The following is a 13,530-nucleotide window of genomic DNA, read 5'->3' as shown; positions in this document are numbered from 1 at the left end:
GTCCTAGGAGGCGGCGGGCGCCTCGTCGGCCGGGCAGGAGCGGATGTCGTGCCCGACGGAGGTCATGCACTTGCCGGACTTGAGGTTCCACTTCCAGCCGTGCATCTGGCAGGTGAGGACGCCCTCCTCGATCTTGCCGAACACCGACAGGTCGGCCTTGAGGTGCGGGCAGCGGCGCTGGAGCTGCCACCCGTTCATGGTGATGTCCTCGTCGTCGGGGCGCTGCTCGGCGTACCAGCCCTCGGCGTACTGGAGGCGCTCCTCGCTGAGGCACTTGAAGAACGCGTACACGTACTCGTTGTACTGGCCGATGCGCGCGGCGGTGAAGCGGCACGACAGGAACAGCGAGTTGACCCAGTCGACCTCACGGATGTGGAGCAGGTGCTCGATGAGGCGCCGCTCGGTGCGGAACCGGTAGCGGACCTTCCCCCCGTCGTCGGGGTGGATCTTGCGCTCCAGGAAGTCGAAGACGATCGACTCGACGACCTCGTCGGAGTCCGGCGCGGTCAGGTCGAAGCGCACGGGGCCGCCGATACCGGTGGCGATGTGCTCGGCGGACTCCATGAGCGGCTGGATGCGCTCGCGGAGGGTCTCCAGGACGTCGATCTCGGGGTGGGACCAGGACGCCTTCTCCGCGGCGATGCGCGGCTGCATCCGCTCCTTGAACTCGTCGAGGTGCTGCTTCTTGTTCTCGAACCACTGCTTGATGTCGTCCACAGGGTGCTCGACCGAGCCCCGCCCGTCGGCGAAGACCTCGGCCACGGACCCGGGCAGCAGGATGATGTTCTTGTCGTGCCCCTGCTGCTCCAGCCATTGGACGTACGACATCTGGTCGGGGAAGATGTTCCCCTCGTCGCCGAACACGTCGTTGAACTGGTACAGCTCGTCGTCGAGGAAGCAGGGCGGCCCGGCGATGGGGAAGACCCAGTCGCCCTTGACGTCGTCGATGTAGCGCAGCGAGCGGTCGAAGCCGCGCTCGCGCTTCTGCTTCCCGAAGGCGCGCTTGGCGTTGTCGGGCAGCTCGTAGACCATCGGGAACCAGATCGCGCCGGAGAACTGGAGCAGGTGGGCGTGGATCCTGCCGTGCTTGAGGAAGACGCTCATGTCGGTGGGGCGGGCGTCGTTCTGGTTGAGCAGGCGCGTGCCGTCGGCGTCCTCGACCCACAGCGACGAGTCGCCGATGGGGCCGTCCGTGGGGCTGGTGAGGGCCTGGATCATGACCTTGACGCCGCCGGGGAGCTCCACGATCTCCTCGGACACGGTCTTGATGAACTTGTGGAAGCCCAGGGCGCGCAGCTCGGACTCCAGTTCGGAGGTGGGGTACTCCGGCAGCAGGACCGTGGTGTCCTTGCTGATGTGCTTCGTGAGGTTCTCCTCGTCGAAGTGGTCCCGGTGCAGGTGCGAGACGTACAGGTAGTCGGCCCGGCCCAGCGCGTCCCAGTCGAGCTGCGAGTTGTCGGGGAAGGGGAACCACGACGCGAAGTACGCGGGGTTCACCCAGGGGTCGCACAGGATCGTTCCCGCGGCGGTCTCGATGAACATGCTGGCGTGGCCGGTACCGGTGATTCGCACGGTTACCCTTCCGGACATGGGGACGAGGACGCGTCCAGACTACAAGTCACAGCTCCGGCGGGGCCGGGACGTTGGTCCTTGTGGCGTGGGAGACTGTGCGGGATCAAACGAACGGTTGGAGGAACCAGCATGGCTGCCGAAGAGCAGATTCTCTCGCCCGATCAGCGCAAGCCCACCAGCCGCAAGGCCCTCTACTCCGCGCTGACCGCCGGCATCGTCATCAACCTGGCGTACCTGTTCGGCAACCACCAGGGCTGGGTCGAGGACGCCTTCATCCTCATCACGGTCACCGTGCTGCTGGCCGTCATCGTCACCGACGTGTGGCTCGTCAAGGCGGGCCTGCGCTGAGCGAGCGCTGAACGAAGGGGGCGGGGCCGCGAACGCGGCCCCGCCCCCTTTTCCGTTGCGTCTCAGTGCATCATGCCGCGGCGGGCGAACATCTCGCGGACCTCGCGGAGCGCGGAGTCCACTTCGGCCTCGAAGTAGCCGCCCTGGACGAGCGAGAACTGGCTGGTGTCGAGTTCGCGGTCGGAGAGCGGGACCGGGTTGCGGCCGGTCATCGCCGCGGAGACGGCGTCGAACATCTGGTCCACCTGGCTCGGGTCGTACCCGGAGCCGAAGCGCCGCGGCTGGAAGGCGCGGCGGAGCTGTTCGAGGCGCTGCACGTCGTCGGGCGTGAAGGGGGAGTCCGACGCCCGCATCTCCGTGGTCATCTCTTCGCGGCCGTGGCGGCTGGGCGCCTCGAAACCGCGGCCCTCGTAGGGGTTGCGGCGGCCGAAGTCCGGCGGGGTGGCCGCGCCGCGCGGGCCGGGCCCGGGGGGCGGACCTGCGGGTCCGCCGGCGGGCGCTCCGAAGGCGGACGGGTCGGGGCCGGGCGGCGGGCCGACGGGCCCCCCGAAACCGCCCGTGGGCTCGTGCTGCTGCGGCCCGCGGTCGAAACCGCCCGTGGGCTCGTGCGGCGAGCCGAACCCGCCGGTGGGTTCATGCGGGGACCCGAAGCCGCCCTGGACGGGCGGGCTGGGGACGCCGCCGCGGCGGCCGTACCCGGTGTCCTCGGGCTGCGGCGGGGAGCCGAATCCGCCCTGCTGCCCGTACTCGCGGCCCCTCGGGGCCCCGTAGGGCTCGGGCTGCTGCGGTTCGGGACGGCCCATCGGGCCGCCCTGCTGCATGCCCGGGACCAGGCTCTGCGGAATCGCCTGGGTCGGGGCCGCGGGCGGCATGGGCTCGGGTTCGGGCTGGCCGTACCGGTCGGCGCGCGGGATCGCGCCGGTCTGGTGCGGCGGCTGGCCCATCGGGGACTGCTGCATCGGCGACTGGTGCGGCGGGGCCGCGCGGCGGCTGCCGGTGTCGCTGAACTCGTCGTCGTAGGCCGCGCCGAACCCGGGGGCGGGCTCGGGGGCGCCGCGCCGCGGGCCCTGTCCGTACACGCCCGGCTGGTCGGCGGGGCCGAAGCCGCCGCGCCGCGGGTCGGACTGGAGCGGGAGCTGCTCGGTGGCGCCGTGCGGGGGCCCGGCCTGGGGGCCGTCGTGGCCGCCCGCGCGCGGACCGGCCTGCGGCGGGGGCGCGAAGTCGCCGCGCGGCGAGCCGTACTCGCCGCCGCCGCTGGGACCGCCGCCGTAGACGCCCGGCTCGGGGGCGCCGCCGCGGGGGCCGTAGCCGTTGGCGCCGCCCGGGCCCCGCTGCTGGGCGAAGTCGTCGCGGCCGAAGTCGTCGCGGGGTCCAGGGCCGAAGTCGTCCCGAGGTCCAGGGCCGAAGTCGCCCGGGCCGGGGCCGAAGTCGTCCCGCTGGGGCGCGAAGTCGTTCTGGGGGCCGCCGAAATCGTCGCGCGGACCGAAGTCGTTCTGCGGCCCGCCGAAGTCGCCGCGCCCGCCCGGGCCGCCGAAGTCCTGGCCGCCGCGGGGGGCGCCGCCGCGCTTGGCGAACGGGTCGTCGTAGTCGTCGCCGGGAGGACCGGCGAGGAAGCCGAAGCCCTCGTCGTCACCGCCGCCGCGGAGGTCGCCGAAGCCCTCGTCGTCGGGCGGGGCCGCGGCGGCCCTGACGGGGCCGCGGCCGCGGCCGACCGGTTCGGGGGCGGGCGGCGGGGGGGCCATCTCGCGGGCGGCCATCATCTCCTGCGCGGGGATGACCTGCGTCGCCTGGGTCTCGGGGGCGCGCCGCGAACCGGGGCCCTGCTGCATCGGGGGCTCGTCGAAGCCGCGGCCCTGGGCGGCGGCTTCGGGCTTGCCGTAGTCGGGGGCGGGGGCGGATCCGAGGACGCCGCGCTCCTCCAGTTCGGCGAGCTGCCGCGCGACCCGGTCGAGGTAGACGTCCACCTGCCACTCGTCGTATCCGCCGAAGCGAACCCTGAAGACGACATCGTCGACCTCGTCCGCCGAGACGGGACTGCCCACCGGCTCGCCGGCGAGCGTCGCCTCGACGCGGTCAAGGAACGCGTCGACCTCATCGACCTTGTAGCCCCGGCTCAACGCCCGGCGCCGGAACCGGTCACCATGACTCGCCACTACCAAGCCACCCTTTCCGCCTACTCCGCGGCGCCGGAGGCGCCGGGCGGCTCGGCAGCGGTGCGGCCGGGCGTCCCGGCCTCCCGTACCGAAGCGGCCAGCTGCCCGCAAGCGCCGTCGATCTCTTGGCCGCGCGTATCGCGCACCGTCGTGGAGACGCCCGCATCGCGCAGCCGCCGCACGAACTCCGCCTCAACCGGCTTGGGACTCGCGTCCCACCGGCTCCCCGGCGTGGGGTTCAAGGGAATCAGGTTGACGTGGACCAGTCGGCCCTTCAGGAGCCTCCCGAGCAGGTCGGCCCGCCACGCCTGGTCGTTCACGTCCCTGATCATCGCGTACTCGATCGAGACGCGACGTTTCGTCACCCGAGCGTACTCCCAGGCCGCCCCGAGGACCTCGGCGACCTTCCAGCGGGTGTTGATGGGGACGAGCTCGTCGCGCAGCTCGTCGTCGGGCGCGTGCAGGGACACGGCCAGCCGCACCGGCAGGCCCTCCTGCGCGAGCTTCTCGATGGTCGGCACGAGGCCGACGGTGGACACGGTGACGTTCCGGGCGGAGATCCCGATCCCGTCGGGCACCGGCTTCGTGATGAGGTGCAGCGCCGACTTCAGGCGCGCCCAGTTCGCGAGCGGCTCGCCCATGCCCATGAAGACGATGTTCGACAGGCGGCCCAGGCCGCGCTCCTCGGCGAGGCGTGCGGCGGCGACCACCTGGTCGACGATCTCGGCGGTGGTGAGGTTGCGGGTCAGGCCGCCCTGGCCGGTGGCGCAGAACGGGCAGGCCATGCCGCATCCGGCCTGCGACGACACGCAGGCGGTCACCCGGTCGGGGTAGGCCATGATCACGGACTCGACGAGCGCGCCGTCGTACAGGCGCCAGACGGCCTTGACCGTCTGCCCGTCGTCGCACGAGTCGACGCGGACCGGGTCGAGGAGCCGCGGGAGCAGCGCCTCGCCGATGGCCTCGCGAGCGGCGGCGGGGAGGTCGGTCATGAGCGAGGCGTCGCCGACGTGGCGGCCGAAGTACTGCTGGCGCAGCTGCTTGGCGCGGAAGGCGGGCTGCCCGATCTCGGAGAGGACGGACTGGCACCCGGCCAGGTCGAGGTCGGCGAGGTGCCGGGGCGCGGCCTTGCGGGGGCGCGGTTCGGTCAACGTGAGTGCTACAGACATGTCACGACCTAGTCTCGCATGACAGGCCCGCGGCCCGCCAACCCCGGATCGTCGAATTCACCCCGGGCCCTCCTTCACCGGATACACCAATCAGGACACATCACCCGAGCAGGTAACGGAACCACACATAGGCCACCGGGGCCACCATGAGGATCGAGTCGAGCCGGTCCATCACCCCGCCGTGGCCGGGAATGAGATTGCTCATGTCCTTGATGCCCAGGTCCCGCTTCAGCAGCGAGACCGACAGGTCCCCCAACGTAGCGGCAAGGGCGACGCACACGCCGAACGCCACGCCCAGCGGGAAGGACACGCCGAAGAACAGCCAGAGGGTGACCGAGGCGCCGAGCGCGGCGGCCACGACGGACCCGGCCAGGCCCTCCCAGGACTTCTTGGGGCTGATCCGCGGCGTCATCTGGTGGCGGCCGAAGAGCACCCCGGCGGTGTACCCGCCGGTGTCGGACATGACGACCGCGAACAGGTAGATGAGGACCTGCGCGGCGGCGCCGTCGATCCAGCGGGCCTCGGAGGCCTCGGAGGTCGCCAGGAGCATCACGAACCCGGCCAGGAACGGGACCTGGACGAGCACGAGGGCCGCGGCGGGCACGTCGGTGCGGTAGCCGGTGGCGCCCTCGGAGAGCCGCCACACGTACAGCGCGGCGACGCTGACGGCGGTGCCCAGGAGCAGGCCGGTGGCCCCGCCGAACCAGGCGAGGACCACGATGAGCACCCCGGCGGCCGCGAGCGGGATCACCGGGACGTTCTTGCCGCCCTTGCGCATCGCGGTGCCGGTCTCCCAGCAGGCGACGCCGACGGCGATCACCGCGAGGACCAGGAACGCGACCGGCTGGATCAGCACGGAGGCGATGACGACCGCGGCCATGCCGAGCCCGGCGCCGATGGCGACGGGGAGGTTGCGTCCGGCCTTGGGCCGGGACGCGGGGACCGCCTCGGCGGTGCCGGGCCCGCTCCCGGGGCCGTCAAGCGACGGGCGGGGGCGACGGCCGGGCGGACCGTCGGGAATCGTGCTCATCAGATCTCAAGCAGCTCTGACTCTTTGGAGCCGACGAGCTCGTCGACGTGCCCGGTGAAGCGGCCGGTCAGGTCGTCGAGCTCCTTCTCACCGGAGCGGCCCTCGTCCTCGGAGACCTCGCCGTCCTTGACGGCCTTGCCGATCTCGTCCTTGGCCTTGCGGCGGACGTTGCGGATGGCGATCTTGGCGTCCTCGCCCTTGGTGCGGACGACCTTGATCATCTCGCGGCGCCGCTCCTCGGTCATGGGGGGCAGGTTCAGCCGCAGCTGGGTGCCCTCGTTCGAGGGGTTGACGCCGAGGTTGGAGTTGCGGATGGCGTCCTCGATGTCCTTCATCTGGGAGGTGTCGAAGGGCTTGACGATGACCATGCGCGGCTCGGGGATCGCGATCGAGGCGACCTGCGGGATCGGGGTGGGCGCACCGTAGTAGTCGACGGTGATCCGGTTGAACATGGCGGACGAGGCGCGGCCGGTGCGCACCGCGGCGAACTCCTCCTTGGCGTGCTCGATGGCCCGCTCCATCTTCTCCTCGGCTTCGAGGAGGGTGTCGTCAATCACGGTTCTACTCGCATTCTCTCGCGGCCTGACAGCACTTCTGACCGTACCGTCCCGCCGTGGGTCCTCGGTGGCGCGGAGGTCCCCGGGCGCGGGGTTCGCCGCTTCTGCTGGGTCTAGTCCTGGGCGGCGTGGATGAGGGTGCCGATGGGGTCGCCGACGATGGCGCGCCGCAGGTTCCCGTCGTCGTCGGCGCCGAAGACGCGCATGGGGAGGGAGTTGTCCTTGCAGAGGCTGAACGCGGCCTGGTCGACGACCATGAGCTCGCGCTTGAGCGCCTCGTCGAAGGTGATGTCGTCGAGCCGCTGCGCGTCGGGGTCGGTGCGCGGGTCGGCGGTGTAGACGGCGTCGACGCCGTTCTTGGAGACCAGGACCTCCTGCGCGCCGATCTCCAGCGCGCGCTGGGCGGCGACGGTGTCGGTGGAGAAGTACGGCATCCCGGCGCCGGCGCCGAAGATGACCACGCGGCCCTTCTCCAGGTGGCGGATGGCGCGCAGCGGCAGGTACGCCTCGGCGACCTGGGCCATGGCGATGGCGGTCTGGACGCGCGTGTCGACGCCCTCCTTCTCCAGGAAGTCCTGGAGCGCGAGGCAGTTCATGACGGTGCCGAGCATGCCCATGTAGTCGGCGCGGGCGCGATCCATGCCGCGGCGCTGGAGCTCGGCGCCGCGGAAGAAGTTCCCGCCGCCGACGACCACGGCGACCTGGACGCCCGCGGCCACGCCCGCGGCGATCTGCCGGGCGACGGCCTGGACGACGTCGGGGTCGACGCCGACGGAACCGCCGCCGAAGGACTCACCGGACAGCTTCAGCACGACCCTGCGGAACGTGGCTTGACTCATGGGATCTCCCCTGCTCTGTCTTTCCTTCGCGGCCGTCCGGCCCGCTGTGGTGCGGACATGGAACGAGGCGGCGGCCTGCGCCGCCGCCCCTTCCCATGCTTACGGCTGGAGCCAGTGTAGTCCGCGCCCGCGGACTACCCGCTACTCCTGGCCGACTTCGAAGCGGATGAAGCCGGTGACCTCGGTGCCGGCGTCGGCCAGCACCTGCCGCACGGTCTTCTTGTTGTCGAGGACCGAGGTCTGGTCGAGCAGGACGAAGTCGCGGTAGTAGGCGTTGACCTTGCCTTCCACGATCTTGTCCCAGGCGCGCTCGGGCTTGCCCTCTTCCTTGGCGGTCTCCAGGGCGACGCGCTTCTCGGTCTCCACGATCTCGGCGGGCACCTCGTCGCTGGTGAGGTACTTCGGCCGCATCGCGGCGGCCTGCATGCCGGCCTGGCGGGCGGCCTCGGCGTCGCCGGTGTAGGAGACGAGGATGCCGACGGCGGGCGGGAGGTCGGCGGCCTTGCGGTGCATGTACACCGAGACCTCGCCCTCCAGCGAGCCGACGCGGCCCAGGGCCAGCTTCTCGCCGAGCTTCACCGACTCCTCGGCGATGACCTCGGCGACCGTCTTGCCGTTCAGCTCGGCCTGCGCGAACGCGGGCCCGTCGGCGGGGCGCACCTCGTCGGCGCGCTCCACGAGGGTCTGCGCGAGCTCGATGAACGCGCCGTTCTTGGCGACGAAGTCGGTCTCGCAGAGCAGTTCGAGGATGGTGTTGCCGGACTGGGCCACCAGGCCCTGGGCGGTGGTGCGCTCGGCGCGCTTGCCCACGTCCTTGGCGCCCTTGATGCGCAGGGCCTCAAGCGCGGTGTCGTAGTCGCCGTCAGCCGCTTCGAGGGCCTTCTTGACGTCCATCATCCCGGAGCCGGTGGCTTCCCGGAGCTTCTTGACGTCAGCCATCGTGAAGTTGGCCATTGCTCCCCTTCTTACTTCTCGTCTGGGATCGATTACTCGGCGGAGGGCTGCTCGGTCGCCTCGGGCGCGGCGGCCTCGGCGGCCGGGGCCTCGGCCGGCTTGTCCTCGACGAGGAGCTCCTTCTCCCACTCGGCGAGGGGCTCGCCCTCGGCCTTCTCGCCGACCTGGCCGCCCGAGCGGGCCAGCAGGCCCTCGGCGGCGCCGTCGGCGATGATCTTGGTCAGCAGCGCGACGGAGCGGATCGCGTCGTCGTTGCCGGGGATCGGGAAGTCGACCTCGTCGGGGTCGCAGTTGGTGTCGAGGATCGCGACGACGGGGATGCCGAGCTTGCGGGCCTCGTCGACGGCGATGTGCTCCTTCTTGGTGTCCACGATCCAGATCGCGGCCGGGGTCTTCTCCATGTCGCGGAGGCCGCCGAGCGTGCGCTCGAGCTTGTCCTTCTCGCGCATGAGCTGGAGCATTTCCTTCTTGGTGCGGTTGGCCGCACCGTTGGCCTCGATGATCTCCAGCTCCTTGAGGCGCATGAGGCGCTTCTGGATGGTCTGGAAGTTCGTGAGCATGCCGCCGAGCCAGCGGTGGTTCACGAAGGGCATCCCGACGCGCTGGGCCTGCTCGGAGACGGCCTCCTGGGCCTGCTTCTTGGTGCCGACGAAGAGGACCTCGCCGCCCTCGGCGACGACGTTCTTGACGAAGTCGTGGGCCTTGGAGGCGTAGTCGACCGTCTGGCGCAGGTCGATGACGTAGATGCCGTTGCGGTCGGTGAGGATGAACCGCTTCATCTTCGGGTTCCAGCGACGGGTCTGGTGGCCGAAGTGCACGCCGCTTTCGAGCAGCTGGCGCATGGTGACAACCGACACGGTTGTATTCCTTTCGTTCCCTGGTTCATTCGCGGGAGGCGCCCGAAGTCCGGGCGTCCCGCGCCTGGCGCCCGTCTCCGGCGATCCGCAACCGGGAAGCACCCGGACCTGGGGGATCGCGAGGGCCGGACCGCGCCACCGCAGTGCTCAGGCAATGAGCGGGCGATGGAGGTCGGGCCGCGACGAACGCGCGAAGTCGGTTCGGCGCACAGTGGTGCCGTACCGCTCCGATCAGTGTACTTGGACCCGCGGCGACACCGTCGAGGCGGTGGACCGCAGTGACAGACGCAATGCGCCGACCAGGACGAACGAGTTATCCACAGGCCCAAAAGATTTTTCTGGACGATTCCGGGCACCCGTCTCAACCTTGAGTCATGCGACGACTACACCACGCGATCATCTTCGGCCTCATCACCACCGTGATCCTCGTTGCGTCCGCCTTCACGCAACCCGCCACCGCATCCGCCGCCGAACGCACCTCGGGCCCGTGGCTCCCTCCCACCGGCGGCCTCGACCTCCGCACCGGCTTCGATCCACCGCCCCTCCCCTGGCTCCCAGGCCACCGCGGCGTCGACCTCGCCGCCGCCGACGCCCAGCCCGTGGTCGCCGCCGGGCCCGGGCGGGTCGTCTACGCCGGCGACCTCGCCGGCCGCGGCGTCGTCAGCATCGCCCACGCGAACGGCCTGCGCACCACCTACGAACCGGTCGAACCCGCCGTCGCCGCAGGCGACACCGTCACCGCGGGCCAGACGATAGGAACGCTCCAAGCGGGCCACGCCTCCTGCACCGCCGCCGCCTGCCTCCACCTCGGCCTCAAACGCGGCCCCCGCTACCTCGACCCGATGCTCCTGTTCGGCGACGGCAAAGTCCGCCTCCTCCCCCGCCCCGGCCGCCCCCACGCCGCGTCCCTCACCGAAGGAGCCCGGTCATGACCGCACCGCCCGCTCCCGCCGCCACCGACCTGCGCCGCCTCCGCCCGCACGAACTCGGCCGCCTCGGCGAGCAGCTCGCGGCCGCCCATCTCCAACGCCACCGCATGCAGATCCTCGCCCGCAACTGGCGCCACCGCACCGGCGAACTCGACCTCGTCGCCCGCGCCGCCGACACCGTCGTCGTCTGCGAGGTGAAGACCCGCCGCTCCTCGCGCTTCGGCGGCCCGCTCGGCGCGGTCGACGGCGAGAAGCTCCACCGCGTCGAACGGCTCGCCCGCGCCTGGCTGCGCGAGCACTGCCGCCCCGACCAGCCGTGGCGCATCGACCGGCTCGCGCTCACCGTCACGGGCGCAACGCAACTGGCACTCGAACACCGCAAAGGAGCACGCCGTGGGTTACGCGCGCACCACCACCGTCTGCACCATCGGCGCCTCGTCCGTCACGGTGACCGTCGAGGCCTCGGTCTTCAAGTCCTCCTCCAAAGGCGCCGACACGGTCCGCATGTCGGGCCTGCCCGACAGCGTCGTCAACCAGGCCCAGACCCGCGTCCGCTCCGCGATGGCGAACTCCGCGCTCCGCTTCCCGGACAAGTCCATCTCGGTCAACTTCGCCCCGGCCTCGGTCCCCACGACCGGCTCCGCCGCGGACCTTGCGCTCGCGGTCACCATCATGTGCGCCGACGACCTGCTCCCCGTCGAGCGCCTCGCCGACACCGTCCTCCTGGCGGAACTCGGCCTCGACGGCGGCCTCCGCCCGGTCCCCGGCACGCTCCCAGCGCTCCTGGAGGCCCGCCGCTCGGGCCTGCGCACCGCGATCGTCGCCCCGGAGAACGCCGCCGAGGCGTCGATCGTCGAGGGCCTGACGATCCTCGCCCCGCCGGACCTCGCCACCCTCGTCGCCTGGGTCTTCGGCCAGACTCCCCTCGACCCGGTCCCCCGTCCGCCCCGACCCGAACCGCCCCGCCTCCCGGACCTGTCCGACGTCCGCGGCCAGCCGCTCGCCCGCCGCGCCTTGGAGATCGCCGCCGCCGGAGGCCACCACATGCTCATGGTCGGTCCCCCGGGAGCAGGCAAGACGATGCTCGCAGAACGCCTTCCGTCGATCATGCCGCCGCTCTCCGACGCCGAAGCGGTCGAGGTGACCTCGCTCCATTCGCTCCGCGGCAGGTTCACCGGCGGCTCCGCCGCCCTCATCCACCACGCCCCGTTCGAGGCCCCGCACCACTCGATCACCATGCAGGCCCTGGTCGGCGGCGGCACCGGCGCCATCGGCCCCGGCTCGCTGGCCCTGGCCCACCGCGGCGTGCTGTTCATCGACGAGGCCCCCGAATGGCCCCGCTCGGTCCTCGACTCGCTGCGCCAGCCCCTGGAATGCGGCGAGGTCCGCATCCGCCGCGCCAACACCGCGATCAGCTACCCGGCGAAGGTCACCCTCGTCCTGGCCGCGAACCCGTGCGCCTGCGCACCGAACAAACCGGTCGACTGCACCTGCCCACCGCTCAAGCGCCGCGGCTACCTGACCCGGATCTCCCGCCCGCTCCTGGACCGCATCGACCTCCGGGTCAACCTCCCGCCGGTCCCGCCCTCGGCGATCCTCACCGACCTGACCGAGGCCGAACCGTCGGAGTCCGTCGCGAAACGGGTCCAACGAGCCCGCGAGGCAGCCGCCGCCAGATGGGCGGAGGCGGGCGAGACCTGGGGCCTGAACAGCGAAGTCCCGGGCCCGGCCCTCCGATCGGCCAGGTGGCGCCTCCCCGCGCCGGTCCGCAAGTACGTGGACGAGCTGCTCATGAAGGAGCGCATCACGGCCCGCGGCTACGACCGGGTCCTGAAGCTGGCGTGGACCATCGCGGACCTGCGCGAACACGCCAGCCCGACCGCCGACGACGTGGCCGAGGCGAGCGAACTGCGCCTGGGCTACTCGGTCAGATGAACAGCCGACGAATGTTCGACGACGAGGAGGACCAGTGACCAACCTGCCGAACGACGACCGCCGAGCACTGATGATGCTGTCCGAGCTGATCGAACCCGGAGACGCCGAGCTCGACGACCTCCTCGCCGAGGTCGGCCCGATCGAGGCGGTGAAGCGCATCTGGACGGGCGACGTCCCCGAACGCCTCCACCGCCTCACCAGCGCCGCGGTCTCCTGCACCCCGGACCCCGCCGACCGCGCCGCCCAGATCGCCGCCGCTACCGAGGCAGCGGGCGCCAGAGTCCTCATCCCCGGCGAACCCGGCTGGCCCGAGCAGCTCCGCGACCTCCAACTCGTCTGCGACGCCGACGAACCGCATGTGCGCCCGCCCCGCTGCCTGTGGGTCCGGGGCCCACACGACCTCGCGGAGCTCTGCGCTCGCTCGGTGGCGATCGTCGGCTCAAGGGCCGCAAGCGAATACGGCCAGCACCTCGCCGACGACCTGGCCGCGGACCTGACCAGCGCGGGCTGGACGATCGTCTCCGGAGGCGCCCTGGGCATCGACAGGGCGGCCCACCTCGGCTCCCTCGCGCGGGGCGGCGCCACGGTCGCGGTCCTGGCCTGCGGCCTGGAGATGCCCTACCCCAAGGCGAACCACTCGATGTTCAACATGATCGCCGAACAGGGCATGCTCATCAGCGAGTGGCCGCCGGGCTCGACCGCGATGAAGCACCGCTTCCTCACTCGCAACCGAGTGATCGCCGCACTCACCGCCGGAACGGTAGTCGTCGAAGCGGCCGACCGCTCAGGCGCGAGGAACACGGCCCGATACGCCGCAGAACTGGGCCGGGTCCTGATGTTCACCCCGGGCCCGGTCACCTCATCCCAATCGGTCGGCGTCCACCGCCTCGCCCGCGAACCGTGGGAAGCCCGTCTGGTCACCTGCGCCGAAGAGGTCATCGAAGACGTCACCGGCATCGGCGGCCCGCTCGCCAGCGCCCCGCCGCCCCAGCGCCGCCCGATCGACCGCCTCACCGAAGTCGAAGCCCGCCTGGTGGAGTCCCTCCCCCGCGGCTACGTGGTCGAGACCGCCCGCCTCGCTGCGGTTGCGGGCCTCCCTGCCGACCTCGCGGCCGAGACCCTCCACCGCCTCCAGCGCATGGGCTGGGTCGACAAGATCGACGACCGCTGGCGCCTCGCCAGGAATC

General features: G+C 71.6%; 12 protein-coding genes and 3 pseudogenes. 5 read left to right on the top strand and 10 right to left on the bottom strand.

Annotation, left to right across the window (positions count from 1 at the left end; genetic code table 11):
• Positions 1-3 precede the first annotated feature (3 nt).
• Entirely contained in the window at positions 4-1,572 is a 1,569-nt protein-coding gene (locus B0I28_RS02000) for a Rieske 2Fe-2S domain-containing protein (protein ID WP_106362129.1), read from the bottom strand.
• A 129-nt stretch (positions 1,573-1,701) separates the two neighbouring features.
• Between B0I28_RS02000 and B0I28_RS01995 the strand changes: the two genes are divergently transcribed.
• Entirely contained in the window at positions 1,702-1,920 is a 219-nt protein-coding gene (locus B0I28_RS01995; RefSeq protein WP_106362128.1) for a hypothetical protein, read from the top strand.
• A gap of 1,859 nt (positions 1,921-3,779) precedes the next feature.
• Here B0I28_RS01995 and B0I28_RS28585 read toward each other — a convergent pair.
• From B0I28_RS28585 to rpsB, 7 genes and pseudogenes are all read right to left on the bottom strand, one after another.
• Positions 3,780-4,073, bottom strand: a pseudogene (locus B0I28_RS28585) (DivIVA domain-containing protein); the annotation flags it as partial.
• A 20-nt stretch (positions 4,074-4,093) separates the two neighbouring features.
• Entirely contained in the window at positions 4,094-5,242 is a 1,149-nt protein-coding gene (gene rlmN, locus B0I28_RS01985; protein WP_106362127.1) for a dual-specificity RNA methyltransferase RlmN, read from the bottom strand.
• Between the two features lie 100 nt (positions 5,243-5,342).
• Positions 5,343-6,272, bottom strand: coding sequence for a phosphatidate cytidylyltransferase (locus B0I28_RS01980; RefSeq protein WP_106362126.1), 930 nt, complete (start codon positions 6,270-6,272; stop codon positions 5,343-5,345).
• Complete coding sequence (gene frr / locus B0I28_RS01975; RefSeq protein ID WP_106362125.1) at positions 6,272-6,829, bottom strand: ribosome recycling factor; 558 nt, start codon at positions 6,827-6,829, stop codon at positions 6,272-6,274. Before frr ends, B0I28_RS01980 begins: the two co-directional genes overlap by 1 nt.
• A 113-nt stretch (positions 6,830-6,942) precedes the next feature.
• A complete protein-coding gene (gene pyrH / locus B0I28_RS01970) occupies positions 6,943-7,668 on the bottom strand; it encodes a UMP kinase (RefSeq protein ID WP_106362124.1) in 726 nt (241 codons plus the stop codon).
• 141 nt (positions 7,669-7,809) lie between these two features.
• Positions 7,810-8,622 (bottom strand): translation elongation factor Ts, encoded by an 813-nt coding sequence (tsf, locus tag B0I28_RS01965; RefSeq protein ID WP_106362123.1) that lies wholly within the window; start codon positions 8,620-8,622, stop codon positions 7,810-7,812.
• Positions 8,623-8,654: 32 nt separating this feature from the next.
• Positions 8,655-9,479, bottom strand: a complete 825-nt coding sequence (gene rpsB, locus B0I28_RS01960) for a 30S ribosomal protein S2 (protein ID WP_106362122.1) — start codon at positions 9,477-9,479, stop codon at positions 8,655-8,657.
• A gap of 374 nt (positions 9,480-9,853) precedes the next feature.
• Here rpsB and B0I28_RS01955 point away from each other — a divergent pair, with 374 nt between their 5' ends.
• The 3 genes and pseudogenes from B0I28_RS01955 (at position 9,854) to B0I28_RS01945 (ending at position 12,343) form a co-directional block, all read left to right on the top strand.
• Entirely contained in the window at positions 9,854-10,411 is a 558-nt protein-coding gene (locus B0I28_RS01955) for a murein hydrolase activator EnvC family protein (RefSeq protein ID WP_106362121.1), read from the top strand.
• Positions 10,408-10,785: pseudogene (locus B0I28_RS28405) on the top strand (YraN family protein); the annotation flags it as partial. The gene B0I28_RS01955 and the pseudogene B0I28_RS28405, both read left to right, overlap by 4 nt.
• A gap of 16 nt (positions 10,786-10,801) precedes the next feature.
• Entirely contained in the window at positions 10,802-12,343 is a 1,542-nt protein-coding gene (locus tag B0I28_RS01945) for a YifB family Mg chelatase-like AAA ATPase (RefSeq protein WP_106362120.1), read from the top strand.
• On the opposite strand, the gene B0I28_RS27760 is transcribed toward B0I28_RS01945, so the two are convergent.
• On the bottom strand, positions 12,336-12,701 hold the full coding sequence (locus B0I28_RS27760; protein WP_245888849.1) for a hypothetical protein: 366 nt from the start codon (positions 12,699-12,701) through the stop codon (positions 12,336-12,338). The genes B0I28_RS01945 and B0I28_RS27760 overlap by 8 nt on opposite strands.
• On the opposite strand from B0I28_RS27760, the pseudogene dprA reads away from it, so the two are divergent.
• Positions 12,591-13,232: pseudogene (gene dprA / locus B0I28_RS28580) on the top strand (DNA-processing protein DprA); the annotation flags it as partial. The gene B0I28_RS27760 and the pseudogene dprA overlap by 111 nt on opposite strands.
• Here the strand turns inward: dprA and B0I28_RS01935 are convergent.
• Entirely contained in the window at positions 13,203-13,469 is a 267-nt protein-coding gene (locus tag B0I28_RS01935; protein WP_106362119.1) for a hypothetical protein, read from the bottom strand. The pseudogene dprA and the gene B0I28_RS01935 overlap by 30 nt on opposite strands.
• Between the last annotated feature and the right edge of the window lie 61 nt (positions 13,470-13,530).

It is taken from the genome of Glycomyces artemisiae, from assembly GCF_003002955.1.
GTDB lineage: Bacteria > Actinomycetota > Actinomycetes > Mycobacteriales > Micromonosporaceae > Glycomyces > Glycomyces artemisiae.
The sequence above is the reverse complement of the archived record's forward strand: the minus strand, read 5'-3'. Positions and strand labels throughout refer to the sequence as shown.

Coding starts and splice junctions, on each gene's coding strand:
- pyrH (WP_106362124.1), bottom strand. CDS start 7,668: ATGAGTCAAGCCACGTTCCGCAGGGTCGTGCTGAAGCTGTCCGGTGAG.
- B0I28_RS27760 (WP_245888849.1), bottom strand. CDS start 12,701: ATGCGGTTCGTCGGCGTCGCAGACGAGTTGGAGGTCGCGGAGCTGCTC.
- B0I28_RS01955 (WP_106362121.1), top strand. CDS start 9,854: ATGCGACGACTACACCACGCGATCATCTTCGGCCTCATCACCACCGTG.
- rlmN (WP_106362127.1), bottom strand. CDS start 5,242: ATGTCTGTAGCACTCACGTTGACCGAACCGCGCCCCCGCAAGGCCGCG.
- B0I28_RS01995 (WP_106362128.1), top strand. CDS start 1,702: ATGGCTGCCGAAGAGCAGATTCTCTCGCCCGATCAGCGCAAGCCCACC.
- B0I28_RS01980 (WP_106362126.1), bottom strand. CDS start 6,272: ATGAGCACGATTCCCGACGGTCCGCCCGGCCGTCGCCCCCGCCCGTCG.
- tsf (WP_106362123.1), bottom strand. CDS start 8,622: ATGGCCAACTTCACGATGGCTGACGTCAAGAAGCTCCGGGAAGCCACC.